The 25,301-nt window shown below is 63.9% G+C and carries 20 protein-coding genes, 1 tRNA gene, 1 pseudogene and 1 riboswitch; of the genes and pseudogenes, 15 read left to right on the top strand and 7 right to left on the bottom strand.

Annotated elements, in window-relative coordinates; translation table 11 throughout:
- The 5 genes from FJZ36_02870 to FJZ36_02850 all read left to right on the top strand — a co-directional run bounded on the left by FJZ36_02870 (position 1) and on the right by FJZ36_02850 (position 3,823).
- The gene (locus FJZ36_02870) at positions 1 to 1,242 is read left to right on the top strand and encodes a glycosyltransferase (GenBank protein MBM3213840.1); all 1,242 of its coding nucleotides are present in this window, start codon (positions 1 to 3) and stop codon (positions 1,240 to 1,242) included.
- A 209-nt stretch (positions 1,243 to 1,451) separates the two neighbouring features.
- On the top strand, positions 1,452 to 2,444 hold the full coding sequence (locus tag FJZ36_02865; protein ID MBM3213839.1) for a calcium/sodium antiporter: 993 nt from the start codon (positions 1,452 to 1,454) through the stop codon (positions 2,442 to 2,444).
- Between the two features lie 102 nt (positions 2,445 to 2,546).
- Positions 2,547 to 2,622 (top strand) — tRNA-Ala (locus FJZ36_02860).
- Between the two features lie 221 nt (positions 2,623 to 2,843).
- Positions 2,844 to 3,452, top strand: coding sequence for a TetR/AcrR family transcriptional regulator (locus FJZ36_02855; protein ID MBM3213838.1), 609 nt, complete (start codon positions 2,844 to 2,846; stop codon positions 3,450 to 3,452).
- Positions 3,453 to 3,532: 80 nt separating this feature from the next.
- Positions 3,533 to 3,823, top strand: coding sequence for a hypothetical protein (locus tag FJZ36_02850; GenBank protein MBM3213837.1), 291 nt, complete (start codon positions 3,533 to 3,535; stop codon positions 3,821 to 3,823).
- Positions 3,824 to 3,920: 97 nt separating this feature from the next.
- On the opposite strand, the gene FJZ36_02845 is transcribed toward FJZ36_02850, so the two are convergent.
- From FJZ36_02845 to FJZ36_02825, 5 genes and pseudogenes are all read right to left on the bottom strand, one after another.
- Positions 3,921 to 4,865, bottom strand: a complete 945-nt coding sequence (locus FJZ36_02845; protein ID MBM3213836.1) for an RNA polymerase sigma factor RpoD/SigA — start codon at positions 4,863 to 4,865, stop codon at positions 3,921 to 3,923.
- Positions 4,866 to 5,044: 179 nt separating this feature from the next.
- Positions 5,045 to 5,263: a hypothetical protein gene (locus FJZ36_02840; GenBank protein ID MBM3213835.1), complete on the bottom strand. Its 219-nt coding sequence runs from the start codon at positions 5,261 to 5,263 to the stop codon at positions 5,045 to 5,047.
- A gap of 19 nt (positions 5,264 to 5,282) precedes the next feature.
- Positions 5,283 to 6,542 carry an adenosylhomocysteinase gene (locus tag FJZ36_02835; GenBank protein ID MBM3213834.1) on the bottom strand — a complete coding sequence of 420 codons (1,260 nt, stop codon included), beginning with the start codon at positions 6,540 to 6,542 and terminating at the stop codon, positions 5,283 to 5,285.
- A 49-nt stretch (positions 6,543 to 6,591) separates the two neighbouring features.
- Positions 6,592 to 7,725 carry a methionine adenosyltransferase gene (locus tag FJZ36_02830; GenBank protein ID MBM3213833.1) on the bottom strand — a complete coding sequence of 378 codons (1,134 nt, stop codon included), beginning with the start codon at positions 7,723 to 7,725 and terminating at the stop codon, positions 6,592 to 6,594.
- Between the two features lie 103 nt (positions 7,726 to 7,828).
- Positions 7,829 to 7,959, bottom strand: a riboswitch (SAM riboswitch).
- A gap of 223 nt (positions 7,960 to 8,182) precedes the next feature.
- Positions 8,183 to 9,952, bottom strand: a pseudogene (locus FJZ36_02825) (30S ribosomal protein S1).
- A gap of 155 nt (positions 9,953 to 10,107) precedes the next feature.
- On the opposite strand from FJZ36_02825, the gene FJZ36_02820 reads away from it, so the two are divergent.
- Genes FJZ36_02820 through FJZ36_02810 form a run of 3 tightly spaced genes read left to right on the top strand, consistent with a single transcriptional unit; the run spans position 10,108 to position 13,774 of the window.
- On the top strand, positions 10,108 to 11,037 hold the full coding sequence (locus FJZ36_02820; protein MBM3213832.1) for an ABC transporter ATP-binding protein: 930 nt from the start codon (positions 10,108 to 10,110) through the stop codon (positions 11,035 to 11,037).
- Between the two features lie 22 nt (positions 11,038 to 11,059).
- A complete protein-coding gene (locus tag FJZ36_02815) occupies positions 11,060 to 12,067 on the top strand; it encodes a Gfo/Idh/MocA family oxidoreductase (GenBank protein ID MBM3213831.1) in 1,008 nt (335 codons plus the stop codon).
- Positions 12,068 to 12,127: 60 nt separating this feature from the next.
- The gene (locus FJZ36_02810) at positions 12,128 to 13,774 is read left to right on the top strand and encodes a PEGA domain-containing protein (protein ID MBM3213830.1); all 1,647 of its coding nucleotides are present in this window, start codon (positions 12,128 to 12,130) and stop codon (positions 13,772 to 13,774) included.
- Between the two features lie 10 nt (positions 13,775 to 13,784).
- Here the strand turns inward: FJZ36_02810 and FJZ36_02805 are convergent, their stop codons facing one another.
- Positions 13,785 to 14,879, bottom strand: coding sequence for a dehydrogenase (locus tag FJZ36_02805; protein MBM3213829.1), 1,095 nt, complete (start codon positions 14,877 to 14,879; stop codon positions 13,785 to 13,787).
- A 205-nt stretch (positions 14,880 to 15,084) separates the two neighbouring features.
- Positions 15,085 to 15,375 (bottom strand): zinc ribbon domain-containing protein, encoded by a 291-nt coding sequence (locus tag FJZ36_02800; protein ID MBM3213828.1) that lies wholly within the window; start codon positions 15,373 to 15,375, stop codon positions 15,085 to 15,087.
- A 260-nt stretch (positions 15,376 to 15,635) separates the two neighbouring features.
- On the opposite strand from FJZ36_02800, the gene FJZ36_02795 reads away from it, so the two are divergent.
- The 7 genes from FJZ36_02795 (at position 15,636) to FJZ36_02765 (ending at position 25,289) form a co-directional block, all read left to right on the top strand.
- Positions 15,636 to 17,306 carry an ABC transporter ATP-binding protein gene (locus FJZ36_02795; GenBank protein MBM3213827.1) on the top strand — a complete coding sequence of 557 codons (1,671 nt, stop codon included), beginning with the start codon at positions 15,636 to 15,638 and terminating at the stop codon, positions 17,304 to 17,306.
- 48 nt (positions 17,307 to 17,354) lie between these two features.
- Positions 17,355 to 19,253, top strand: a complete 1,899-nt coding sequence (locus FJZ36_02790) for an ABC transporter ATP-binding protein (protein ID MBM3213826.1) — start codon at positions 17,355 to 17,357, stop codon at positions 19,251 to 19,253.
- Complete coding sequence (locus FJZ36_02785; protein MBM3213825.1) at positions 19,250 to 21,241, top strand: hypothetical protein; 1,992 nt, start codon at positions 19,250 to 19,252, stop codon at positions 21,239 to 21,241. The genes FJZ36_02790 and FJZ36_02785 overlap by 4 nt, the downstream gene beginning before the upstream one ends.
- Before the next feature lie 205 nt (positions 21,242 to 21,446).
- Entirely contained in the window at positions 21,447 to 22,010 is a 564-nt protein-coding gene (locus FJZ36_02780; GenBank protein ID MBM3213824.1) for a dCTP deaminase, read from the top strand.
- Positions 22,011 to 22,293: 283 nt separating this feature from the next.
- Complete coding sequence (gene glnA / locus FJZ36_02775) at positions 22,294 to 23,709, top strand: type I glutamate--ammonia ligase (protein ID MBM3213823.1); 1,416 nt, start codon at positions 22,294 to 22,296, stop codon at positions 23,707 to 23,709.
- A 124-nt stretch (positions 23,710 to 23,833) separates the two neighbouring features.
- Entirely contained in the window at positions 23,834 to 24,172 is a 339-nt protein-coding gene (locus FJZ36_02770) for a P-II family nitrogen regulator (GenBank protein ID MBM3213822.1), read from the top strand.
- A 49-nt stretch (positions 24,173 to 24,221) separates the two neighbouring features.
- Positions 24,222 to 25,289, top strand: a complete 1,068-nt coding sequence (locus FJZ36_02765) for a hypothetical protein (GenBank protein MBM3213821.1) — start codon at positions 24,222 to 24,224, stop codon at positions 25,287 to 25,289.
- The last annotated feature ends 12 nt before the right edge of the window (positions 25,290 to 25,301 follow it).

The following is a 25,301-nucleotide window of genomic DNA, read 5'->3' as shown; positions in this document are numbered from 1 at the left end:
ATGCGGCTGCTCGTCGTATCGCTCAGTCTGCCGTTTCCGCCGACGGACGGCGGCAAGATCCGCGTTCTGAACCTGCTTCGCCAGGCAGCCGGCTCGTTCGACATCACCCTGGTCGCCCTCGAGACCGAAGTCACCGACCGGGAAGCCGTAGCCGACCTGTCGTCGGACAGTCTGCGCGTCGTGCTCGTTCCCCAGAACCCGGTGCGCGTCCCGTCGTTGACGGCTCGGTCCGTCCTCCGGGCGATGACCGCCCGAACTCCACTCACCGCCGCGAAGTACGACCTGCCGGAGCTGCGGGCAGCCGTGGTGTCCGAGCTCGCTGGCAGCACGTACGACGTCGTCCACTTGGAGATGATCCATTGCGCACACCTGCTGCCGCTCGTCCGCCAGATGAGCCGGGCGGCAGTCGTGCTCTCGACGCAGAATGTCGACTCCGACGTATGGCGTCGGGCGGCTGACCATCAACCGACGGCGTGGCGACGATGGGCGTTCCGCTGGCAGGCGAACGTCTTCCGGGCGGCGGAGGAGCGCATCGGTTCCGCCGTGAATGGAATCTCCGTGGCGTCGAGTCGCGACGCGGAACTGTTCGGGAAACTGGTCGCCTCGACCCCCATCGAGACCATCGACAACGGTGTCGACCTGGACGGCTATACCCCGGACTCATCACAAGAGGAGGCCGCGACCTGCATCTACACCGGCAGCTACGACTGGCTTCCCAACGCCGACGCAGTCGCCTACTTCTGCCAAGCGGTCTGGAGCCGGATACGAACCGGTCTGCCGGAGTCAAGATTCCTCGCCGTCGGAAAGGAGCCGACCGACGCGATGCGCGCGTTCGACGGGATCGATGGAATCGAGATCGTCGGACGCGTCCCAGAGATACATCCGTACCTTCGACGTGGCACGGTCTACGTCGTTCCTCTGCGGATCGGCGGCGGAAGTCGGCTCAAGATCCTCGAGGCGATGGGCATGGGCAAGGCGATTGTTTCCACGTCGATCGGGTGCGAGGGACTTGACGTCGTTCCCGGTAGGGACCTCGTGGTGGCGGATTCTCCCTACGAGTTCGCGGAGCAGGTCATTCGGCTGATCCGCGACCACGACGCCCGGAGAGCCCTGGGAATCGCCGCCAGGGCACGAGTCGAGCAACGGTACGGCTGGGTCGCTATCGGCGCTCGGATGAACGCCTTCTACGAGCGCGTCGCAGGCGCGGCGGCGCTGCACCAGCCCGTACCAGGTTCTCGGTAGCACGCAGCCCTTCCCTCCAGACAACCTATTGACAGCGAGGCGCAGCTGACGGATGATTCCCATTCGTCAAACGGACCGTTTCGGCGCTATCGTCTAGCGGTTCAGGACGGATGGCACCCGCCATCAAACCGGGGTGGCAACCCCCGTAGCGCACAGGTCACAGTCGCTTCTGCGTCTTGCATGTGCGGTACGAGTGGGAGGTTCACCGCATGGCGTCCGTCCTCAGTTTGCTCGACGCATCGTCATTCCTGCACGCCGCCATCCTCCTCGCCATCGGAGTCGTTCTGCTCGAGTACGGCGCGAACTGGCTCGTCGGAGGGGCGTCGTCGCTTGCCCGCCGTCTCGGGATCAGCCCCGTGATCGTCGGTTCCACCATCGTCAGCGCGGGAACTACGCTTCCCGAACTGATGGTCTCGCTCTTCACGATCTTGGGCGGCACGACGACGAACGCCAGCGACATCGCCATCGGCAACGTCGTCGGCAGCAACATCGTCGATATCGGGTTGATCATCGGGCTCGCCGCCCTTATCGCCTCCATGGCAGCCTTGAGTCTCAAAGTCCTCTTGCCGGAGCTCTGGATCATGCTCGGCACGATGGTCCTCCTCGGCGTCCTGACCATCGATGGCAGGTTGAACTTCCCGCTCGATCCGCTGATCCTCTTCCTCGTGTTCCTCGGCTACATCGGCTTCCAAGTCTGGGAGGCGAAGGCTCATCCGGAGCACGTCGAGGAGATGGACGACCCTCATGGACCGCTGCACGTGCCGCTGCTGATCGTCGGCGGGATCGTGTGCCTCGCCTTCGGCGCCCGCAGCCTCGTGAATGGCGCGGTGTTCTGCGCCCAGCAATGGGGGGTCCCGGAGCTCGTCATCGGGTTGACGATTGTCGCGATCGGCACGTCGCTGCCGGAACTGGCAACCAACGTCACCGCCGCGCTCAAGGGCGAGAGCTCACTGGGCGTCGGTGACGTGGTCGGGGCGAACATCCTGAACATAGCGTTCAATCTGGGCATCGTCGGACTGCTCGCGGGGGCTGCGCGGGAGATCACGGTGGCGTCGGAGTTCTTCGCTCGCGACTACTGGTGGATGCTGGGATTCGGCGTCCTTCTGACGGCGTTCCTGTGGGCAGGCAAACGCGTGCCGCGCTGGGGCGGAGCCGTCATGGGGATCCTCTACATCGTCTACGCGATCACACTGTTCGTCTGACCACCTGAAAGCGAACGCGCCCCGTCACCACCTGTTGTGGACGATGGGGCGCGCACCTTTCCCTTGACGCGACGGCAGCGGAAACGCTAGCATCTGTCGCGTGGGGGATTAGCTCAGCTGGGAGAGCGCCTGAATGGCATTCAGGAGGTCATCGGTTCGATCCCGATATCCTCCACCAACCCACGACCGACCCAACCAGGTTCTGCACGCAATCCGCTGCCGATAGTCCCTACCGGTGTGCCCGTCGCCCCTTTCCCGCGTACCTTGCCAGACGCCGCCGTCCGTCCTTGAAAACCGCTCGCCGGATGCTTCGTGGCGAGCGCCTGCCGATTCGTTGCGCGAAGTATTGACTCGTCAGTCAGTTTATGCTATGCTGATTCCTAAGGAAGGGAATCACCCATGGCGGTTCGCGCACAGAAGAAGGAACGCAAACGCCGAGACATCCTCGCAGCGGCGGTGCAGGTCTTCGCGCGCGACGGCTTCCACGCGGCGCGGATCTCGGATATAGCCGATCTGGCAGGCGTGGGACACGGAACCATCTACCTCTACTTCGAGACCAAGGAAGCCCTGCTCCTGACAGTCTTCGACGAGCTCATGTCCGAGGCGATCGCGGACGTGAAGTCGGCAGCAGACTCTGGAACCGATGCGTCCGACCGACTGCGGCGATTCGTCGACGCGCAGGCGACCATGGTCGAGCAGAACCGGGCGCTGACCGCTCTGCTCCTCCTGGAAGCGCCGCACACGAGCCGTTTCCTTCGGAGCGGAGCGCTCGAACGGATCGGGGACTACGTGCGTTTCATCGAGGGAATCGTGCGCGCGGGTGTCGGCGACGGGACGCTCAGATCGGACTTCGACCCTTCGGCGGCGGCAACCGCGATCTACGCCGCCGTGCACGGCACGTTGACGCAGTGGCTGCTGGAGGGAACCTCAGCAACGCCTAGAGACCGACTGCTCAGCGTCATCGATGTCATGATCCACGGAATGGCGCCATCAGCCCAGACGCGTTGACGACCGAGCTGCGGCGCAGACTCGCCGGTTGGTCTGACCAACGCCGCCAACAAGACCGGCAACGGGAAAGGAACGAAACCGTGTCACGGATCCGCAACGTCAGCTTCTCGCCGAATCCGCTCGTCGCAGGCAAGCAGGTACAGGTTACGCTGGAAGTCGACGACCCGGCTGCAATCGCCTCCGCCAAGGTCTACGACCCGCGAGGCTACGAGCTCGCCATGTCTCCGGCAGAGGAGGGCGATACCACCGTGTTCCGGCTGTCCGAGCTGGTACCGTACGACGCGGATGCCGGCACGTACTACGCGACGGTCGTGCTCAAGGACACGCAGGGAACCGTGGAGCGCAAGAGCGTGGAGATCCGCGTCGCCTAGACGCCGACGCCGCACACCTTTGGCAAGCGAAATAGCCCGCGGACATCATGTCCGCGGGCTGTGTTCTTGACTGCTTGGCGTAGCTGGATGCCGGACGTCAGCTAGCCGCGTCGAGTTCAGCCGTCTGCTGAACGCGCTGGCGCAGCTTCCTCATCGCCTGGGCTTCGATCTGGCGCACGCGCTCCTTGGTGACGCCGAAGCGCTGCGCGATGGCGCGGAGCGTCTGCTCCTCGCCGCCGCTTAAACCGAATCGAAGGGCGATGATCTGCCGTTCCCGAGGAGTCAGCGTCTCGAGCAGGCGGTTCACCTCCTCGCGGCGCATCCACTCGTCGAGATGGCGGTGCGTCTCGTTCTGAGCGTCCTCGACCACATCCGAGAGCGTCGTCGTGCTGTCATCGCCGCCCACCGGCGTGCCCAGCGGCACCGGCTCTTCGGGGAGCCGTTCGATCAGGTGGACGTCGGTGCGCGACTTCTCCATGAACTCGGCGAGCTCATCGGTTGTCGGAGGACGTTCGAGGACCTGTTCCAGTTCGTATGCGGCGCGGTTCTGCTGCGACATGTCGGCGATGATGTACGACGGCAGCCGAATGGTGCGCGCCGTCCGGTCGATGTATCGCGAGACTGCCTGACGGATCCAGTGCACCGCGTAGGTGCTGAACTTGAACCCGCGACGCTCGTCGAAGTGCTCGACCGCCTGCATCAGTCCGCCGATGCCCTCTTGCAGCAGATCGACCAGAGGCACATTGGCGCGACGGTACGCGAGCGCGATCTTGAGGACGAGCCGAAGGTTGCAGAGGATCAGCTTCGTCCGCGCCGTCTCGTCGCCTGCCTTGATGCGCTGGCTCAGCTCGATCTCCTCCTGACGAGTGAGAAGACGATGCGACTGAGCCTGCTCCAGCCAGGCATCGAGGGTATCGCGCTTGCTGGCGTCCCGGCTTGAGGTGACGTACTCCCTCACCGGAATGAAAGAAAGTGTCGTGGATCGCATGGCATCCTCCTGCGCCTGAAATGTCAAGAACGGACAAGCGCAAGCAAGACTCATGCCACGCTAGGGTCATCGACGCAGTATTCCCGATACGCATGTAAAACAGGACTTGGCGCGGGATCGCCGCAATGCCGACGATCCGAAGCCCGTCGGTATGGTAGGAGACCAAACGGCGACCCAGCCCGAATCTGCGCAAAGTGCTCAGAAACGGAGCACAGTGATTGCCCAGTATCCCATCAGAACGGCGGAGTCCGTCGCTGCGCGTCGCGGAATGCGGCACGCAGGCGACGGATGCGCCGGACCGTGATCGCCCCGAGCACGAGTGCCACGACAGCCAGCACCGCGCTGTATCCCGATGGCAGCGGCACGTCGGATCGGAAAGACCGCACCACGGGCCATAGGGCTGGGATGCACAAGATCATCACGACGCTCTCGATGAGCTCGGTTCTGCTCATCGCCTCCCATCCCAGGGTGTCACGTGGTACCCATCGTCCAGGAGTCGAGGTACTCCGACTGTTCGTCCGTCAACTGGTCGATCTCGAGGCCCATGCCTGCCAGCTTGAGCCGCGCGATCATCGCGTCGATCTCGGCGGGCACGGAGTGGACCGTCGGCGACAGATCGGTGGCGTGCTGAACCATGTACTCCGCGCACAACGCCTGATTGGCAAAGCTCATATCCATCACGCTCGCCGGATGACCTTCGGCGGCTGCGAGGTTGATGAGTCTGCCCTCGCCAAGGACACACACACGCTGTCCGCCCTGGAGCGTGTACTCGTCGACGAATGGACGCGCCTCGCGCACGCTGACGGACAGCTCCTTGAGCTCCGGCAGGTTGATTTCGACGTTGAAATGCCCAGAGTTCGCGATCGTCGCGCCGTCCTTCATCGCGAGGAAATGCTCGCGCCGCAGGACGTGCAGGTTGCCGGTCAGCGTGACGATCAAGTCCGCTTCGGCGACCGCCTTCGACATCGGCAGAACTCGGAAGCCGTCCATTGCCGCCTCGAGAGCTCGCACCGGGTCCACTTCGGTGACGATCACCTGCGCGCCCAGACCCCGCGCCCGGCTGGCGACGCCGCGCCCACACCAGCCATAGCCAGCGACGACGACAGCCATGCCGGCGATCAGGAAGTTCGTCGCTCGGATGATGCCGTCCAGCGTGCTCTGTCCGGTACCGTACCGATTGTCGAAGAAGTGCTTCGTCTGCGCGTCATTGACGGCGATGATGGGGTAGCGCAGGACGCCTTGCGTCGCCATGCTGCGGAGGCGGATGACCCCGGTCGTCGTCTCCTCGGTCCCGCCGATCACATGCGTCAGCAGGTCCTTGCGCTCCGAGTGCAGAACGCTGACCAGGTCAGCGCCGTCGTCCATCGTGATCTGGGGTTTGCCGTCCAGCACCGCGTTGATATGGCGATAGTAAGTGTCGTTGTCCTCGCCCTTGATGGCGAACGTCGGGATCCCATAGTCGCTCACGAGGCTGGCGGCGACGTCATCCTGAGTGCTCAACGGGTTGGAGGCGCACAGCAAGACCTGGGCTCCGCCCGCTCGAAGCGTGCGCGCCAGGTTCGCCGTCTCGGTCGTGACATGGAGGCACGCCCCGAGCCGAATCCCATCGAGGGGACGCTCGCGTTCGAACCTCTCGCGGATCTGCCGCAACACGGGCATGGAGCGGTCCGCCCATTCGATTCGGCGCTTCCCCTCACCCGCCAGCTCAATGCTCCTGACGTCGCACTGCATCGACAACTCCTCGGAACGGCGACTCGCGCAACGGCACAGACGCGAGTTCCTATAGGTACTTTGCCAACTGCTCGGCGTGGTCGGCGAGCTCCCACGTGAACGTCGGCTCGGTGCGGCCGAAGTGCCCGTATGCGGCGGTTGCCTGATATATGGGCCGACGCAAGTCCAAGCGCTCGATGATCGCCCGCGGGCGGAAATCGAACGTGTCCTGCACGATCTTGGCGATCTCCGCATCGGAGAGCACGCCGGTTCCGAAGCTCTCGACGAGAATCGACACGGGATCCGCCACGCCAATGGCATAGGCGAGCTGGATCTCGCATCGGTCTGCCAAACCCGCTGCGACGACGTTCTTGGCGGCATGTCGAGCCGCGTAGGCAGCGCTCCGGTCCACCTTGGTCGGGTCCTTCCCGGAGAACGCGCCGCCCCCGTGTCGACTCGCCCCGCCGTAGGTATCCACGATGATCTTGCGGCCCGTGAGCCCGCAGTCCGCCTTGGGCCCGCCTTCGACGAATCGACCGGTCGGGTTCACGTGGAACACGGTGTCCGGCGACAGCATCTCGCCGGGAATCACCTTGCGGATGATCTCTTCGATGACGGCCTCGCGGATCTCAGCCTGGGACACGTCCGCGTCGTGCTGTGTCGACACGACGACGGTCGTGACGACAGACGGCACGCCATCCCGGTACTGCACGGTCACTTGGGCTTTGCCGTCCGGACGGAGAAACTGCAGAGCCCCGCTCTTGCGCGCACTCGCCAGGGCTCGTGTCAGCCCGTGTGCCAACTGGATGGGCATGGGCATCAGTTCGTCCGTGTCGCGGCAAGCGTACCCGAACATCATGCCTTGGTCGCCGGCTCCGTCGCGGTCCACGCCCATGGCGATGTCGGGCGACTGCGTGTCGATGGACGTGACCACGGCGCACGTTCTGGCATCGAACCCGTAGTCGGCGTTCGTGTACCCGATCGCTCTCAAGGTCTCCCGGACGATGTCCGGCACGTGCACGTAGCAGGCAGTCGTGATCTCCCCGGCGACCATCGCGATTCCGGTAGTGACCAGCGTCTCGCACGCGACGCGTCCGCGCGGATCCTGGGCGAGGATCGCGTCGAGGACCGAGTCCGAGATCTGGTCGGCGACCTTGTCGGGATGCCCTTCGGTGACGGATTCGGATGTCAGGATGTAGTCCACGGAAGTCTCCACAGCTCCGGCGGTTAGGCCGGTTGACTCACGAAACGAAACCCCCTACCGGCGACCTTTGCGACGCAACAACTCACCAGAGGGGGTCGGTCAGCGCTCATCTTCCGAAGCCGCCTGCGCTCGGGGAGCGTCGCCGACTTCGCGGGAATTGGCACCCTACTGCACGACGGTGCAGCGGTTGCCGATGCTTCACAGGGCCCGTCCCTCAGCACCTCTGGATGAGATCAGCGTGGTTGTCGGTGTCTGTGCGCTATTCGTCTTCCTTCGTCTCGCTCTCGCTGTCGTCATCGTTGCCGCGTCGGGCGTGTTCGCGCTGCGCAGCATCGATGATATCGCCCAGCGTCGTGCGCTCGGGCCGCTCCTGGCGTTCCGGACGGTCTTGCCGTTCTGCGCGCTCCGGCCGCTCCCGGCGCTCGGCACGTTCTGGCGCAGCCTGCTGAGGCGGGGCTTCTTCCGTCGGCGTGCTTCGAGGCTGACCATACTGCTCGACGAGCGAGCGATCCTGATCCATCAGGTAGGCGCGACGGCTCAGGCCGATGCGCCGCTCCTGCCGATCGAGGTGGATCACCTTGACATCCAACATGTCGCCGACACGGACGATGTCCTCCGGACGCTCGACGTGGTCGAGCCCGAGCTCCGAGATGTGAATGAGCCCCTCGACGCCATCCTGGAGCTTGGCGAACGCGCCGAAACTCGTGATGTTCACGATCTCGACCTGCGTCGCCGTGCCGATCTTGAACCGCTCCGGGACGTGGAGCCACGGATCCGGTTCGACCTGCTTGAGTCCCAGCGACACGCGCTCGCGCTCACGGTCGATGCTGAGAACGACGACGTCCACCTCATCGCCTTCCCGGAGAACCTCGCCCGGGTTGACGACACGCTTCGCCCACGACAGGTCGGACACGTGGATCAAGCCGTCGATCCCATCGCCGATCTCGACGAACGCGCCGAAGTCGGTCAGGTTGCGAACACGTCCGTGGACGCGCGAACCAACCGGATGCTCCCGCTCGAGCTCGTCCCAAGGGTTCTCTTGGAGTTGCTTGAGGCCCAGCGAGATCTTCTGACGCGACGGATCGACATGCAGCACGCGCACCCGCACTTCGTCGCCCACGGTAACCACCGTGTGCGGATCGACGTTCCGTCGGGTCCACGACATCTCCGACACGTGGATCAGCCCCTCGACGCCCTCTTCGAGCTCGACGAAAGCACCGTAGTCCACGATGTTGACGACGCGGCCCGCCACGTCGGAATCGACGGGATATCTCTCGGCGATTCCCTGCCACGGGTCCTTCGTCAACTGCTTCAGACCGAGGGAGACCTTGCCCTCCTCGCGGTCGATGTCGAGGACGACGACCTCGATGTCCTGATCGCGCTTGACGACCTCGGAGGGATGTCCCACGCGGCCCCACGACATGTCGGTCTTGTGCAACAAGCCATCCAAGCCGCCCAGATCGATGAACGCCCCGAACTGGGTGATGTTCTTGACCACGCCGCTGCGAACCTGACCGACGTCGAGCGACTGGAGCAGCTCCTTGCGCTTGCTCTCGCGCTCCTCCTCAAGGAGAACACGCCGAGACAGCACGATGTTGCGCCGCCGGCGGCTCAGCTTGATGACCTTCATCTCGAAGGTTCTGCCCAAGCAGGAATCGAGGTCCTGAACCGGGCGGATGTCGATCTGGGACGCCGGCAGGAACGCGTACATGTTCCCGATCTCGACGCGCAAGCCGCCCTTGATCCGCCGAGTCACCTTACCGACCACCGTGCGACCCTGGTCGTACGCCTCGGCGATCTGCTCCCAGATCAGCCGTTGGTCAGCAATCTCCTTGGACAGGACGACTCGCCCCTCGGCGTCTTCGCGACGCACGAGGTAGACGTCGATCTCGTCTCCGGCATGGATGTTCGGCTGACCGCCTTCGTCGAGCTCGAACTCCGTGATAGGGATCAAGCCCTCGGACTTGTACCCGATGTCGACCAACACGCCCTCGGAGTCGACCTGGAGCACCGTGCCCTTGAGGATCTCGCCCTCTTGGATGTTCTTGAGCGACTCGTCATAGAGCTCGCTGAGCTGTTCATCGCTCAGCTTCTCGGGCTCGCTGGCGGTCTCGGGCGCAGACACGGGCGCCTCCGCCTGGGGCGCGGCGGTGTCCGGCGTGGGTTCGGGAGTCGGGGACTCGGACGTGTTGTCGGGATCGGCTGGAAGTTTCGATTCTTCTGTCATTATGGGTAGAGCATGACTGGCGCTCAGACGAACACACTGGTTCCGCGTTACAGCATCGCAACACGAGCCAACAGATTATCCGAGTGCCAGCTTCCTCCTTCGCACATGGGATGGGGTGACGCACACCCAGGCTGAGCCACGGCGCGCGACTCGTAATGAACGTTAGCTCAGGGCTGGTCGGGTTGTCAAGCACAATCGCAGTCTCCATGCGCCCTGGCGACTCCTGGCATCGATGGGGCAACACCCTAGGATTGTGGAGGACTGCTGTCCGGCTCATAATGACCTGTGCAGGAGGAGAGCCATTGGGCGCAGACGCGACAGAGACGCGCGTACCGGCGGTCCTTATCGAATCGCTCGTGCTGAGGGTGAACCGCGCGCCCGTCCTCGACGGCGTCGACCTCCGCGTCGAGGCGGGCGAATGCGTTGGAGTGCTGGGCCCCAACGGCAGCGGCAAGTCAGCGCTCCTTGAAGTGATCGCCGGGCGTCGTCGCCACACTTCGGGCTCCGTGCGCATCCTGGGTCACGACCTGCCGCGCCACGCTCGCCGCGTCCGGCGTGGCGTGGGCTATGTGGGTGTGTTCGGCGTTCCGGCGAACATCGCCGTAGAACGTGCCCTCGTGCTCCATGCGCAGTCCCACGGTATGCAACGCCCGGAAGCCCGCGAAGCGGCGCGACAGGCTCTTGAGCTGCTGGGCCTGTATGACCGGAGGAACGCGGATATCGGGCGTCTGTCCACGGGCGAACGACGGCGGTTCAGCGTCGCGCGTGCCGTATTGCACGACCCTCCTCTGCTCGTCCTCGACGAACCGACGGCAGACATGGATCCCGTCGGGCAGGCAGAAACCGCCGCGATGCTTCACGAGCTGCACGCGATGGGCAAGACGATACTCGTCGCCACGAACGTGCCGGAGCTCTACGACGGGTTGTTCGAACGCGCCCTGTTCCTGAGAGACGGCAAAGCCGTATCCATGGGAACCCTTGAGGAGCTGGAGAACCTCCCGGAGCCGAAAACTTGGCGAACAGCGGCGTTGCTTCACGGAGCTCGTGCAAGCGATAATCACACGACCCGAAGCGGGCCCCAGTGATCTACTTGGTCAAGGAGTCATCATGGCTGCCGACACCGTCCGCGTTGCGATGCTGAGCTTCGCCCACGTCCATGCCGAGGGATACGCGAAGCAGGCGAAGTCGATCGAGAACGTCGAGCTCGTCGCGGTGTGGGATGAGGAAGAATACGGCGGTAAGCAAGGAGCGGAGCGCCACGGCGTCGAGTTCTACACCGACCTCGATGCCCTTCTGGCGCGTGACGACATCGACGGCGTCATCGTCAACGCCATTACATCCGACCACCCCCGCTTCATGGTCAAGGCGGCGGAGGCCGGCAAGCACATCTTCACGGAGAAAGCCCTCGCGATCACCGTCAAGGAGTGCGACCAGATCATCGCCGCCGTCGAGAAGTCCGGTGTGCGATTCATGATTTCGCTCCCATCGCGCTGCAGCCCGGACCTGCTGCTCGCGAAGAAGGTCGTCACGGATGGGCTGCTCGGAGACCTGACGTTCGGCCGCGGTCGGATTGCCCATTCCGCATCCCTCGACCGCTGGTTCGGCGGAACCAGTGCATGGTTCGCCGACAAGGCGCGCGCCGGCGGAGGGGCGCTGTTCGACCTCGGCTGCCACCGCATGGACGTCATCCCGTGGCTCATGGGAACGCCCACCAAGGTGACCGCGATCATCAACAACTACACGAACGCCTACCCGATCGACGACAACAGCGTGACGCTGTTCGAGTTCGGGAACCGCGCCATCGGGATCGTGGACTGCACTTGGATCCACCGGTCGGGCCCGAACCTCCTGGAGCTCTACGGAACCGAGGGTTCCTTCGTCGTCGGACACGGTGGGCTTCACTTCGAGACGCGCAAGCTCGACGCTGACGCGAAGGAGAAGTACCTCGCCGCGCGGCCCGCTGCTACCCCGACCCCCATGGAGCAGTGGGTCAACGCCATCGTGAAAGGCACGCCACAGGCGATCACCATCCGCGACGGTAGGAACCTCACCGAGGTCATGGAAGCCGCCTACCGCTCCGCGGAGACCGGGCAGGCAGTGGCTCTGCCGCTGTAATCGAACACGGAGCCGCCGCGCGCATCCGGCGCGTTCGGCGGCCTGTCCCTGGCGCTCGCCATGTCTCGCACTCCGGCCGGTAGCCTCGCAATCCTGTCGCTGCTGACAGCGCTGCTCTGGGCTTCCCAGTCGCAGAGCCAGGAACCAGCCTGGGGCTTGTTCGTCGATATCGGCTCGCCGCGAGGCGCGCCGTCGATGTCGGCTATCGACGATGACCTCCATGCGCTCCGGGACCGCATCGTGAACCTCACGGGCTCCTCGCCTGATCGGTTCACCCTATCGACTGGCGGGAACCACACTCGCCAGGCCATCGCGTCGCTGATCCGCGACTTCGGAAGTCGAGCGCCCGCCGGAGCCCCGGCATACATCTACCTGCGGGGTTACGTCCATAAGCCTCGCACCGAGAACGCCATCTACGTCATGCCATCCGACGCGTCATTGGACGCTGGCGCTGGCGGCTCCCCTGCCCCCATCCGCGACTCGGAGCTGAGGTCCTGGCTTGCCAGTGTTCGCAGCTCCGAGGTCGTGCTGATGATGGACTTGATGACACGCGACGCCCCCCTCGGGATCTTCCATGGAAACCGCACGACGCTCGGATCGATCGGTCTGACGGTCATCGCCCTGAAGCCGCTGGGAAGCTCAATGGCACGCCTTCTCGCCCAATCGCTGACGCCAACGGCGGACTCCGACGGCGACGGCGTGCTCCGTCCAGACGAGGTCGCGAATACCCTCCAGAGCCGCGTCTACACGCGGGGCATCACGGCTGCCGACGCGATCGTCGGCTTGACCGGAGCCAATGACGTCGCGTTGGCGACACTGCCCGCCGGTCTGACGGTCGAGACCTCGCCCGAAGGGGCGACCGTCCTGGTGGATGGCGTCGAGGTCGGCAAGAGCCCCTATCGACTGTCCCAGCTTCGTCGGAAGGTCTACTCTGTCAGCGCACGGATGCCGGGGTATCGCGACGCAGACCCGGTGCTCGTGAATGTGACGCGTACTCGCGGCAAGAGCTACTCGGCGGCCGTGGCGCTGAGCCCGGTGCGCATCCGGGGCACGGTCTCCGTTCCGGCAGGGGTTCAGGTGACCAACATCGTCGTGACCGTGCGCCCGGACATCGGGTTAACGAGAGTTCTCAGCGCTCCGGGCGCGTTCGAGTTCGACACGACGGGAGCGGCGCTGAAGTCGGGCGAGACGTATCGCATCATCGCGGCAACCGCCGATGACCGCCTATACGGCGAGGCGACGGCCAAGTTCTCAGGCACGACGGACATCGACGTTGCAATCGAGGCGGCTGAGCGCACATCGTGGGAGGTCGCCCAGATTCGGTTCGAGGCGGGCTACCCGGACCAGGCTCTGGCGTCGGCGGCTGAGGCGCGGCGAACCGCATACGAGCTCCCGAGCCTGTCGTCCGAGTTCGCCGACTTCCTTCTCGAAGCGTGGGGAACGCAGACCGGCGCATCGCGGGCGATGATCGCCAGCGCCCAACTCGCCGCGCAGTTGGGTGACCCGAAGGCTTCCCGCGCCTATTGGCGGCTTGCCCTGCGAGCGTCAGCGAAGGGGTCGGACGACCGAGCCTATGCGGCGGACCAGCTCCGCGCAGCCGGGGGTGGCGCAGCCATCCCCATGGCAGCCGCCGCCGCGTTTCTCCTCGCCGTGCTGACGTCGCTAGCCTGGATCGTCTGGCGACGTCGGAGGAACCCCGCCGCGTAGCGGGCTCCACTCAGATGCCGAGCGGGATCGTGACACCGTATTCCGCCGCGGTCATCGCCGCATCGTAGACCTGCATGAGCCGCACCATCTGCTCCGGCGTGACGACGAGCTCAGCGCCGTTGTTCAGCACGTCGGCGATGTTCTGGTAGTAGCTGCGCCACGACCCGCGCACCGTCTCCATGGTGAACTCGCGTCGCTCTCCCCCTTGCATCGTCCATACGCGGGCTTGGTGCTCCGGTTCTTCCACGGCGGCGTCGATATCGCCTCGGATCATGAACGGCTCTTGGGGATCGACGCCGGTCTTGACGAACGTCCCTTGGTCGCCGAACACCTGGAAGCGCGGTCGGGCATAGAGCGAGAGATTCCCGACCTCGACGCGATAGATGACGCCGTTCTCGAAGTTGATGTTCACCTGCACGTAGCTGCCGATGTCCGTGTCCCACCCTCGATGTTGAATCTGGCACGACACTGACTCGACCTTCGAGGGTACGATCTGGAGCGCCTGATCCATCAGGTGTGCGCCCCAGTCGTAGAGTATTCCTCCGCTCTGCGACTTGACGCCTCGCCAGCCTCCGGGCTTCCCGTAACGCATGATGGCGGACTCGAACAGGTACGGTTCCCCAAGGTATCCGTCCTGGATGGCACGCTGAACGGTGAGGAAGTCCCAATCCCAACGCCGGTTGTGGAACACCGAAAAGAGGACGCGGTTCCGCTTCGCGGCTTCCGCCATCTCGATGGTTTCGGCGGCATCCATCGCGACGACCTTGTCCACGACGACGTGCTTTCCGGCATCCATCGCCTGAACGGCTAGGTCTCGATGCGTGTTGTGCGGAGTCGCCAGCACCACGAGATCGACCTTGCTGTCGGCGAGTACCTCGTCCATCGTCGCGACGCACTTGGCGTCGGGATAGTCGCGCTGTGCCGCGGCGCGGCGCTCGGGATCGCGCGTGGCAATCGAGTGCAGCTCTAGTCCGTTCGCGAGCCCGACCAGATACGTGTGGAAACAGCGTCCGGCAAACCCGTACCCGATGACGGCGGCGCGAGTCATCTGATTGCTCCAGTTCGCGTACAGCTTCGGGAAGGCAGAGCCGTAGACATTGCCCATCCGGGCAGTGGCGTGAGGGCTACGCTATCATCGCGGGAGCGGGAGTGTCAACGGCTGAGGAAGGAGCCGGTTCGTCAAGTAGGAGCAGGCAGTGGAGACTGACGCGCGGCTCAAAGCAAGCGGTCGGAGCGCGCAATGCCTGCAGGCTGATGTGCCCCGGGTCGCCGATGTCCGCGTCCGCGCCCGCATCGACCCAGAAGGTCGCCTAGCTGGACGCCTTTGGAGACGACGAGCTGTCCGAGGAGGTTGACGACGCCTTGGCGGAGTCGGACGACGAGCTGTCGCTCTTGGCTGCCTGCCGGTAGGACTCGCTGCGATAGTCGGTGATGTAGAACCCGGACCCTCGGAAGATGAGTCCTGCGCCGCCGCTGATAAGGCGACGCACGCGACCGGCGGTCTGGCAGCTCGGGCAGTCGCGCACGGGCTCTGCCGTGATGCTCTGAAATCGCTCGAATGCTGCACCGCACGCATCGCACCGGTACTCGTACGTCGGCATGGATTCCTCTCCCATCACTGGCTCTGCGGACAGTTGGGTCCGCAGGTTACTGGCGGAACGCAATGCTATCCCTGCGTCTCTTCCAGAGTCAAGAACGAGCGATCCTGACGGCAATCCTCATTGCGTGTTCGTCACATCCCGTGCTAGAGTCCGCCTGCGCAACCGCGATATCGAGGCGATAGAGGGGAACACCCATCGGCAGCCTGCGATCACTCCTCCCCTACGTCAGGCGAAACGCCGCGCTGATCGCATTCAGCTACGTGCTGCTCTTCGCCGCAGAAGGCGTCGCTCTCTACTCGACATACGTTCTGCGGGACGCCGTCGACAGCATCGAGCATCCCGGTCGGTTCACCATTCCGGTCTATGCGATGATCCTGCTCGGGCTGGTCGTCGTTCAGGGAGCCACGCGCTTCGGTTCGCGCTACTACATGGGGTACAGTTCCCGGCATATCGAGTTCGAGCTCCGCAACGACTTCTTCGGGCACCTGATTCGCCTGGAGCCTGCTTACTACGTCGAAAACAGCGTCGGCGACCTCGTCTCGCGAGCGATCAACGATCTCAACGCCGTGCGGCAGACGCTCGGTCAGACGCTGATGTTCTTCTCGTCGTCCGTCGTGCGCGTGCCTGCGGCGGTCGTGCTCATGGCGACCATCGACGCGCGCCTGCTGCTGGTCACGCTCATCCCCTTCGTCGCCATGCCGTTCATCATGCAGAGGCTCTCGACTCAGATCCATTCCATGTTCGAGAGCATCCAAGAGCAGTTCTCGGCGATGAGCGCGAAGGTGCGCGAGAGTTTCATGGGCGTGCGGGTCGTCAAAGCCTACGCGCGCGAGGCAAGCGAGATCGCCTCGTTCGGCGCGATGAACACGGACTACATCGAGCGGAACAAATCGCTGATCCGTCTCGAATCGCTCATCTTCCCGATGTTCATGTTCTTGCCCGGGCTGAGCTTCCTGCTGCTGTTGTGGGTCGGGGGTGTCGCGGTCTCCAGCGGCTCGCTCACCTTCGGTCAGTTCACCCAGTTCAACACGTGCCTGCTGATGCTCATCTTCCCCATGGCGAGTTTCGGGTTCACATGGAGCGGGTTGCAGCGCGGCGCTGCATCCATGGGCAGGCTGAGCGCCATCATGGATCGGACTCCCGCCATCGTCGATCCCGACGGTCTCGCCCTCCCGGAGCCGCCGATTCACGGCGATCTCGAGTTCCGCAACCTCAGCTTCGGATACGGGGACGAGCCGGTTCTGCACGATGTCAGTGTGCGCGTTCCGTCGGGATCGACCCTCGCGATCGTCGGACCCACCGGAGCCGGCAAGAGCACGCTGGTTCACCTGATCGCGCGGCTCTACACCGCGCAACCGGGCATGGTTCTGGTGGACGGCAGGGATGTCGGCGAGTACTCGCTCAAGCACCTGAGAAGCGCCATCGGCTTCGTCCAACAGGAGTCGTTCCTCTTCTCCGATTCCATCGCGGACAACCTGCGCTTCGGCGACCCGGAAGCGACCGACCCGCACTTGGAGGACGCCTCTCGCCTCGCCCATCTCCTGCCGGAGATCGAGGAGTTCCCGATGGGATTCGGTACGGAACTCGGAGAACGCGGGGCGATGATCTCCGGAGGTCAGCGTCAGCGCACGTCACTGGCGCGGGCGCTGCTGAGACGACCTAGCATACTCGTGCTGGACGACGCCTTCGCCTCGGTTGACACCTATACGGAAGAAACGATCCTGAACAATCTGCGGGACTACGGCGAGAAAATGACGCTGGTCATCATCTCCCACCGCGTTTCGACGGTGAAGCACGCCGACGAGATCGTCGTGCTGAACGAAGGCACCATCGCCGAACGCGGCACGCACGAGGCGTTGCTCTCGCAGGGAGGGTTCTACCAGGAGCTCTTCGAGAAGCAGCGTCTTGAGGAGGAGCTCGAGCGGCTCTAGGCGAGCACCAGCGGTAAGCGGACAGCACGCGGCTTATACGGGCGCAAGATGGACGAATTCGGCGATCTCTACGAAGAACACGAGCTGACGAAGGTCTACGACCGCGTCATCTTCCAGCGGCTGCTGCGATACCTCAAGCCGTATGGCAAGGCTGTGGGTATCGGTCTCGTGCTGATCCTCGTCGGCGAAGCAGCGCGGAACGGCACACCCCTGGTCGCGATGAAGGCAATCGACGGGTTCATCCAGGGAGACCGTCTCAAGGGTCTCGACCTGTTCGGAGCGCTGGGCGCCCTGCGCTGGATGGTGGTCGCCTATCTGGGCTTGCTCGTCGTAGACCTCGCGGCGCAGTTCCTCAAATCGTACGTCATGCAGTTGATGGGTCAGGACATCGTCCGCGACCTGCGCGTCGAGCTTTTCAGCCACATCCACCGACTCCACGTCGGCTTCTTCGACAACACGACCGTCGGCAGGCTGATGGTCCGTGTCATGAACGACACGGGAGCGCTTCAGGAGCTCTTCACATCCGGCATCGTCGACTCGCTCGGCAGCGTGATCGGGTTGGCGTTCATCGTCGGCATGATGTTCTACGTGAACTGGCAACTCGCCCTTGTCACGCTGTGTGTCTTGCCGCTGATCGCCGCTTCGACCTTCGCGTTCCAGGTGATCTCCCGACGCGCCTACCGCGAGTGGCGGCGGCAGCTTTCGCGCCTCAACTCCTACATGAACGAGCGCATATCCGGTCTGACGACCGTCCAGCTCTTCTCGCAGGAGCCGAGAACGCTGAGCCGCTTCGTCGGCATCAACACGGACTACGTGAATGCGGCGTTGCGTGGCGTCATCGCCATGGCGTTCTTCGGACCCCTCGTCGAGTTGGCGGGCGGACTGTCGACGGCGGTCATCATCTGGTACGGCGGCGGGCAGGCGCTCCAGCAGCACATTTCGCTCGGCGAGTTGTTCGCGTTCCTGACGTGGGGGAACCGGTTCTTCTGGCCCCTGAGGAACCTCAGCCAGCAGTACAACACGATGCTGATGGCGATGGCTTCATCGGAACGCATCTTCCAGATCCGCGACACCGAGCCCGCCATCCAGGAGAAGCCGGACTCGCGGCATATCGATTCGCTGAAGGAAGGCATCGAGTTCCGCGACGTCTGGTTCGCCTATCGCGACGACGACTACGTCCTGCGCGGCATCAACCTCTCGATCCGCAAAGGCGAGAAGGTGGCGATCGTCGGCGCGACCGGCTCGGGCAAGACGACAATGACGAATCTGCTGTGCCGGTTCTACGATGTGCAGAAGGGCAGCATCACGGTGGATGGGATCGACATCCGAGACTACGGGCTGACCGACCTGCGTCGTCTGATCGCCATCGTCCAGCAGGATGTCGTCCTCTTCGCCGGCACGGTCGCCGAGAACATCTCTCTCAACGCGGAGCACATCGATCTGGACGCTGTGCGCCAAGCAGCAAAGACGGTCCAGGCGGACCGGTTCATCATGTCCCTGCCGGGAGACTATGGTTCCGAGGTGAAGGAGCGCGGCGCCAGCTATTCGGTCGGACAGAAGCAGCTCATCGCGTTCGCCCGCGCATTGGCGTTCAGCCCGGACATCTTGATCCTCGACGAGGCGACATCCTCCGTGGACACCGAAACGGAGGTCTTGATCCAAGAGGCGATCAAGCGCTTGTTGGAGGGACGCACCTCGATTATCATAGCGCATCGTCTGTCGACAATCCGCGATGCAGATAAGATCGTCGTGATGCATAAAGGCGAGATCCGCGAGGTTGGCTCGCACGCAGAGCTGCTCCAACAGCAGGGCATCTACTACCGGCTCTACCGGCTTCAGTACAAGGACTCCGATACCGGGGCTAGCCACCCCCACGCGACCGAAATCGACGCACAGGTTCCCCGACAGGGCGTGCAGATCAACGCCGGGAAGGATCGCAGTTCATGAGAGCGGTGCGGGACATCAGGCGTGCAGCGACATGGGTTCTCGGCATTGCCCTGGCGACTGTGGCAACGTCCGGGCTCGCGCTCAACCTCGTCGAGCTCGACCGCGCCCTGGGCGGTAAGGGCTACGGCAATGGCGGGTTCAGCACGCAGATCCATCTGGGATTCGATCAACAGGGCAACGTCGTCGTCAGCGACGCGGCGACCCGGATCATCCAGAAGCTGGATCCGAATGGGGCCGTCCTCGCTCAGTACCCGTCTGCCGACGCCGAGTCGCTCGACGTCGTCCTCTCTGCGCCCGGGGACGTGGCGGTGGATGCGTCCGGCGGCATCTACGTCGCCGACACTACCGTGTCCGCCGTGGAGCAGCCTGCTGGAAAGACGCCCGTCTACCTCTACACGCCGTGCGTCCACAAGTTCGGACCCGATCTGAAGTTCCGCTCGACGGTCAAGCTCGACGTGCTCCAGTCGCTTCCGTCGGCGCCCGTGACGCCGGTCAAGGAGATCATCGACGCCTCAGGGAACTACGCCCTGGCGATCCAGCCCGTAGGACACGACCGCAAGATCCAGATCGCGGTCGATGCCGCCGGGAACCTGTTCGTGCTCGACGCAGAGCGCGCCTCTCGTCAGAACGTGATCAAGTTCTCGCCCGATGGGAAGCGCGCGGCGACATTCGGGCGTTACGGATCAGGAGACGGCGAGTTCGACTCCCCGGATGACATGGCAGTCGGCGCTGACGGCAACGTGTTCGTCGCCGACACGGGCAACGACCGGATCGTCCAGTTCGATAACGGCGGCGCGTTCGTCCGGGCGTTCGCCTCTCAGGGCTTGGGCAGCAACGAGGTCACTTCGCCGGCGTACATCGCTGCGACGCTCGACAACCGCCTGCTCGTCCGCGATGCGTCAACGTTCGTGCGGAAGGAGCTCCGCTCCGTCCCGCTCGAAACGCTGTCACTCTCGGCGTTCACCAGCGGACAGCGAGCGCTGCGCCCGAATCTGATCACCGACCCTCTGGCGTCGCAGTTGACCGCCGAAGAAGAGCTGGGCTTGCGCCTGCGACGGCTCGAAGAGCTTCGGCTCCTTGACGAGCAGGAGAAGAACGAGCAGAAAGAACTGGAAGACAGCGCGCTCAAGACGGCGATCCGTGTCCAGAACACGCTCTATCACACCGTCATGCAGCGAGTGCTGTCGTTCGATCTCGCGGGCAACTACATCGACACCGCGACGTACCGAATGGATCAGCTCGGGGAATCGCGGCGCGATCTGGTGTTCGTCGCGGCTGACCCGTTGGGCAACCTCTACCTTCAGGACCCGGAGACCTACGAGCTCCTGCGCTATCGGGTCGTGGGCTTCTCGATTCGACCGGCAGACTTCGACATCGTCTCGTCCTCGCGGTTCATGAACCAGAGCACGAACGATCTGCAGGACTATGAGGACATCGACGAGGCGCCAGACTCCATCGATGACATCGACCTGCTGACGGCGCGCGAGAAGGTGCTCCTCAACTACGACCTGTCGGAGCGCTGGAACGTCCTCGTCGAGAACCGGACCTCCTACTCGAACCGACAGGGCACGAACGAGTTCCCGGAGAAAGCCGAGGATAGCCTCGAGTTCACGGATCGGAGCTTCGACAACGACCTCTACGTCGGGCTGAAGCGAGTCCTCAACCCGAATCCGTACCGGTACCGAGAGGCGCTCGTGTACGTCCAGCGTCAAGACGGCACGTCGAAGCTCGACAGCGATGGCTTGTTCCCAGAACTGAACCTCCAAAAGGGTCGCCAAGACGGTACGAGCGGATCGACGCTCCTCGGCTTGGACCTCGATCTGCTGCGCAACGCGAACCTGCAGCTCCAATACTATTCCTACAGCCCGAGCGACACGAGCCGGAACTACACCCGTTCCTTCTGGGATCTGCAGGGGAATCTTTACCAGGTCCTGCGCACCAAGAACACGAGCAAGGTGTTGACCGGCGAGCTGAACCTGAAGTTCTAGGCGAACGAACCGGGCTCGACCACGGCGTGAGGCTCCGGCTGGGCGTCCGTTGCGAACGCCGCCCCGGAGCCTCCGTTGTGCACCAGCGTGAACATGCCTCGCATCATCACACCGCTTCCGTGTGGCAACGAGTGGATGTCGTCCTTCGCTCGGCATGACCTTGTCTCATTGTGGAACCAGTAACACGCAATGTCAGAGGAATGGCATGGCAATCAAGTCCGACCGTTGGATCCACCGGATGGCTCGCAACCACGGGATGATCGAGCCGTTCGAGCCCTCTCAGGTGCGCACCGGCGGGTGCATCAGCTACGGCGTCTCGTCCTACGGGTATGACTTCCGCGTCGCCGACGAGTGGAAGGTCTTCACCAACGTCCACTCGACCGTCATCGATCCCAAGGCGTTCAAGAGCGAGGCATTCGTCGATATCAAGGCGGATTCGTGCATCGTTCCGCCGAACTCGTTCGCCCTGGCGCGCACGGTCGAGTACTGGCGCATTCCGCGCGATGTTCTGGTGATCTGCCTCGGGAAGTCGACCTACGCCCGCTGCGGGATCATCCTCAACGTCACGCCGTTCGAGCCGGAGTGGGAGGGATACGCCACGCTCGAGATCTCCAACACGACGCCCCTCCCGGCGATCATCTACGCCAACGAGGGCGTGGGACAGGCGCTCTTTCTCCAGTCAGACGAGCCGTGCGAAGTGTCCTACCGCGACAAGGGAGGGAAGTACCAACGACAGGTCGGCGTGACGCTGCCCAAAGTAGAGCGCTAGAGGTTCTGCCGACTCGTGCGTACGGATTCAGCACAACATTGCCGAAAAAACAGGCATGACGCGGCACGACGTCCGTGGTCCCGAGTCACAGCCGGCGTGAGCGCTGATCGCCGCTCGTCGAATATCGCGCGGCAGGCGACCACTTCGTGGCACAATCCTTGCTGCCTCGTGGCATAATCCTTGCTGTTGGCTCGGTGTGGCGGCAGAAGCCCTCGGCGGGGCCCGTCGGGTTTCGGCGCGAACGTGACGTTCCCGTGACGTCCACTCAGGAGGATCACTCAGAATGACGGCACAAGAGGTCCTTGCCTTTGCGCGTGACAAGGGCGTGCAGTTCGTGGACCTGAAGTTCACGGACCTGCCCGGGATGATGCAGCATTTCAGCATCCCGGTGAAATACCTCACGGCGGACCTGTTCGAAGACGGTATCGGGTTCGACGGATCCAGCATTCGCGGATTCCAGCAAATCCACGAAAGCGACATGCTCCTCATCCCCGATCCGACGACCGCCCTCGTCGATCCGGCGTGCAAGGTCCCGACGCTCAGCCTGCTTTGCGCCATCAAGGACCCTGTCACTCTGGAGAGCTACACACGCGACGCGCGATGGATTGCCCAGAAGGCTGAGAACTACCTAATCGACTCGGGCATCGGTGACACGATCTACATGGGACCCGAGGCAGAGTTCTTCGTCTTCGACGATCTGCGCTACTCCGGCGGCGTGAACGGCGCATTCTACAAAGTGGACTCCGTCGAAGGGAACTGGAACTCGGGTCGTGACGAGGACCCGAACCTCGCCTACAAGCCCCGTCCGAAAGAAGGGTATTTCCCGGTCCCGCCGTCGGACACGCTCCAGGACCTGCGTTCGGAGATGGTCCTGAAGATGATCGAAGCCGGGCTCGACGTCGAGGTGCACCACCACGAAGTCGCCCAGGGCGGACAGTGCGAGATCGACCTGCGCTTCGATACGATGGTCGCGATCGCCGACGACCTGATGATGTACAAGTACATCATCAAGAACGTCGCCCGCGAAGCCGGCAAGGTGGCGACCTTCATGCCCAAGCCCCTCTTCGGCGACAACGGCTCTGGGATGCACACGCACCAGAGCATCTGGAAGGGCGGCAAGAACATCTTCTACGACGGCAGCGGGTATGGAAACCTGAGCGAGACCGCCCTCCACTACGCGGGCGGGCTGCTCAAGCACCTCCATGCGCTGTGCGCCATCATCGCCCCGACGACGAACTCCTACAAGCGTCTGGTCCCGGGCTACGAAGCGCCGGTGAACATCGCCTACTCGCAGCGGAACCGCAGCGCGTGCGTGCGCATCCCGGCGTACTTCAAGTCGGAGAAGGCGACGCGACTCGAGCTTCGGACGCCCGACCCGTCCTGCAACCCGTATCTCGCCTTCGCGGCGATGCTCATGGCGGGGCTGGACGGCGTCCGCAACAAGATCGATCCGGGCGAGCCGGTCGACCGCAACCTGTACGACCTTGAGCCGGAGGAGAAGGCTCTCATTCCGCAGGTTCCCGACTCCCTCGACAAGGCGCTCGCAGCCTTGGAGGCGGACCACGAGTTCCTGCTCGAAGGCAGCGTCTTCACCGCCGATCTGATCGAGAAGTACATCGAATACAAGCGCGAGAACGAGGTCGACCCCGTGCGCCTGCGCCCGCACCCGCACGAGTTCTTCCTCTATCACGACATCTAGGTCGTCCGTACGAACCGCGCGTCCGAGACGCGCCGTCACCCGGTTGAGCGGGAGGTACGGCTCGAGCACGAGTCGTACCTTCCGCCGCACCGACACCGATGACTCGCACAGGAGGGCTGATACGGTGAAGAAGGTCGAGTGCATCATTCGTCCGTTCAAGCTGGACGACGTCAAGGAGGCGTTGCGCGAGGCCGGTGTCCAGGGGATGACCGTCGGCGAAGTGCGCGGCTTCGGGCGGCAAAAGGGACATACCGAGCTCTACCGTGGCAGCGAGTACACGATCGAGTTCATCCCCAAACTCCGGGTCGAGGTCGTCATCGACGACGCTGACCTGGAGCGCGTCGTCGAAGCGGTGCTCCAAGCTGCATCGACCGGCAAGATCGGCGACGGCAAGATCTTCGTCTACAACGTCGAGGAAGCGATCCGCATCCGAACCGGTGAGCGCGGACCCAGCGCGGTCTAGCACATGGGAGCCTCGCGGCGGAGTCCTGTGGTGACAGAAAGGGTTTCTGATGTTCCGATCGTTCGTACTGATAGGTATTGCGTGTTGTCTTCTGGCATCGACGGCCATCGCAGACGATGCCGAGATGGACGATGGTGCTGCGGATGGGCTGTCCGTGTCCGGCTACGTCGACACAACGTTCGTCGCCAACGTGGCGAACCCGCCGTCCGTTGACGACGGCGCCGGTGGAACGCTCCCAGCGAATACATACTTCCCGTACTACACGGACGCGATGAGCTTCTACCTGGGCGCAGCGCATGTGGTTGCCTCCGGCGCGTCCGGGGCCGCAAGCTACACCGTCGAAATCGACGCCGGCAGAATCGCCGAGGTGAACTCGGGCGGCAGCCTGTTCGACATCCAGGAAGCCTACGCCTCGTACGGTTTCGGCAGTGCCAGCGTGACTGTGGGCAAGTTCGTGACCTTCGAGGGCATCGACCTCATCGAGTCGCCCGACAACCCCGTCATCACGCATGGGCTGCTCTACACGTATGCCGAGCCGATCTACCATGTCGGCGCGTTCGCCGCGATTCCCATCGGCGAGCAGTTCGAGGCTCGTGCAGGCGTCGCCAATGGCTGGGATCGCCTCGTCAGCACCGAGCCGCACAAGACGCTGCTCGCACGGCTCGGCGGCGACTACGGGTATCTGTCGTGGGGCTTGTCCGGCACGTTCGGCAAGGAAGGCGGCGACAGTGAGCGCCTGAGCATCGACTTCACGGGCAGCGCCGACGCCACCGACTCGCTGAGCATCGGCTTCCAGGGCAACTACGGAGCCGAGGACGTCGCCGACGAGTCCGTCACGTGGATGGGCGCCGGGCTCCAGCCGGTCTTCGCTCTGAGCGACAAGGTGACGCTCTCGGCGCGCGGTGAGTGGTTCAAGGACGAGGACGGCTTCCGCACCGGCACGGCTCAGACACTCATCAGCGTTTCAGCCTGCGGCGCGTACAGCCTGTCCGACACGACGCGGCTTCGCGTCGAGGCGCGGCTCGACACGTCCGACGAGGACGTGTTCATCGACGCGGACGGGCTCGCGTCGAGCTCGCAGATGGTGGGAGCCGTGCAGTTCGTGCAGTCGTTCTGACGCACGCCGTTT

The sequence above is a fragment of the Candidatus Poribacteria bacterium genome, assembly GCA_016866785.1.
Taxonomy (GTDB): Bacteria; Poribacteria; WGA-4E.
This window is presented reverse-complemented; position numbering and strand designations above follow the sequence as displayed.

Coding starts and splice junctions, on each gene's coding strand:
- FJZ36_02870 (MBM3213840.1), top strand. CDS start 1: ATGCGGCTGCTCGTCGTATCGCTCAGTCTGCCGTTTCCGCCGACGGAC.
- FJZ36_02865 (MBM3213839.1), top strand. CDS start 1,452: ATGGCGTCCGTCCTCAGTTTGCTCGACGCATCGTCATTCCTGCACGCC.
- FJZ36_02855 (MBM3213838.1), top strand. CDS start 2,844: ATGGCGGTTCGCGCACAGAAGAAGGAACGCAAACGCCGAGACATCCTC.
- FJZ36_02845 (MBM3213836.1), bottom strand. CDS start 4,865: ATGAGTCTTGCTTGCGCTTGTCCGTTCTTGACATTTCAGGCGCAGGAG.
- FJZ36_02840 (MBM3213835.1), bottom strand. CDS start 5,263: ATGAGCAGAACCGAGCTCATCGAGAGCGTCGTGATGATCTTGTGCATC.
- FJZ36_02835 (MBM3213834.1), bottom strand. CDS start 6,542: ATGCAGTGCGACGTCAGGAGCATTGAGCTGGCGGGTGAGGGGAAGCGC.
- FJZ36_02820 (MBM3213832.1), top strand. CDS start 10,108: ATGAACGTTAGCTCAGGGCTGGTCGGGTTGTCAAGCACAATCGCAGTC.
- FJZ36_02815 (MBM3213831.1), top strand. CDS start 11,060: ATGGCTGCCGACACCGTCCGCGTTGCGATGCTGAGCTTCGCCCACGTC.
- FJZ36_02810 (MBM3213830.1), top strand. CDS start 12,128: ATGTCTCGCACTCCGGCCGGTAGCCTCGCAATCCTGTCGCTGCTGACA.
- FJZ36_02805 (MBM3213829.1), bottom strand. CDS start 14,879: ATGGGCAATGTCTACGGCTCTGCCTTCCCGAAGCTGTACGCGAACTGG.
- FJZ36_02800 (MBM3213828.1), bottom strand. CDS start 15,375: ATGCCGACGTACGAGTACCGGTGCGATGCGTGCGGTGCAGCATTCGAG.
- FJZ36_02790 (MBM3213826.1), top strand. CDS start 17,355: ATGGACGAATTCGGCGATCTCTACGAAGAACACGAGCTGACGAAGGTC.
- FJZ36_02785 (MBM3213825.1), top strand. CDS start 19,250: ATGAGAGCGGTGCGGGACATCAGGCGTGCAGCGACATGGGTTCTCGGC.
- FJZ36_02780 (MBM3213824.1), top strand. CDS start 21,447: ATGGCAATCAAGTCCGACCGTTGGATCCACCGGATGGCTCGCAACCAC.
- glnA (MBM3213823.1), top strand. CDS start 22,294: ATGACGGCACAAGAGGTCCTTGCCTTTGCGCGTGACAAGGGCGTGCAG.
- FJZ36_02765 (MBM3213821.1), top strand. CDS start 24,222: ATGTTCCGATCGTTCGTACTGATAGGTATTGCGTGTTGTCTTCTGGCA.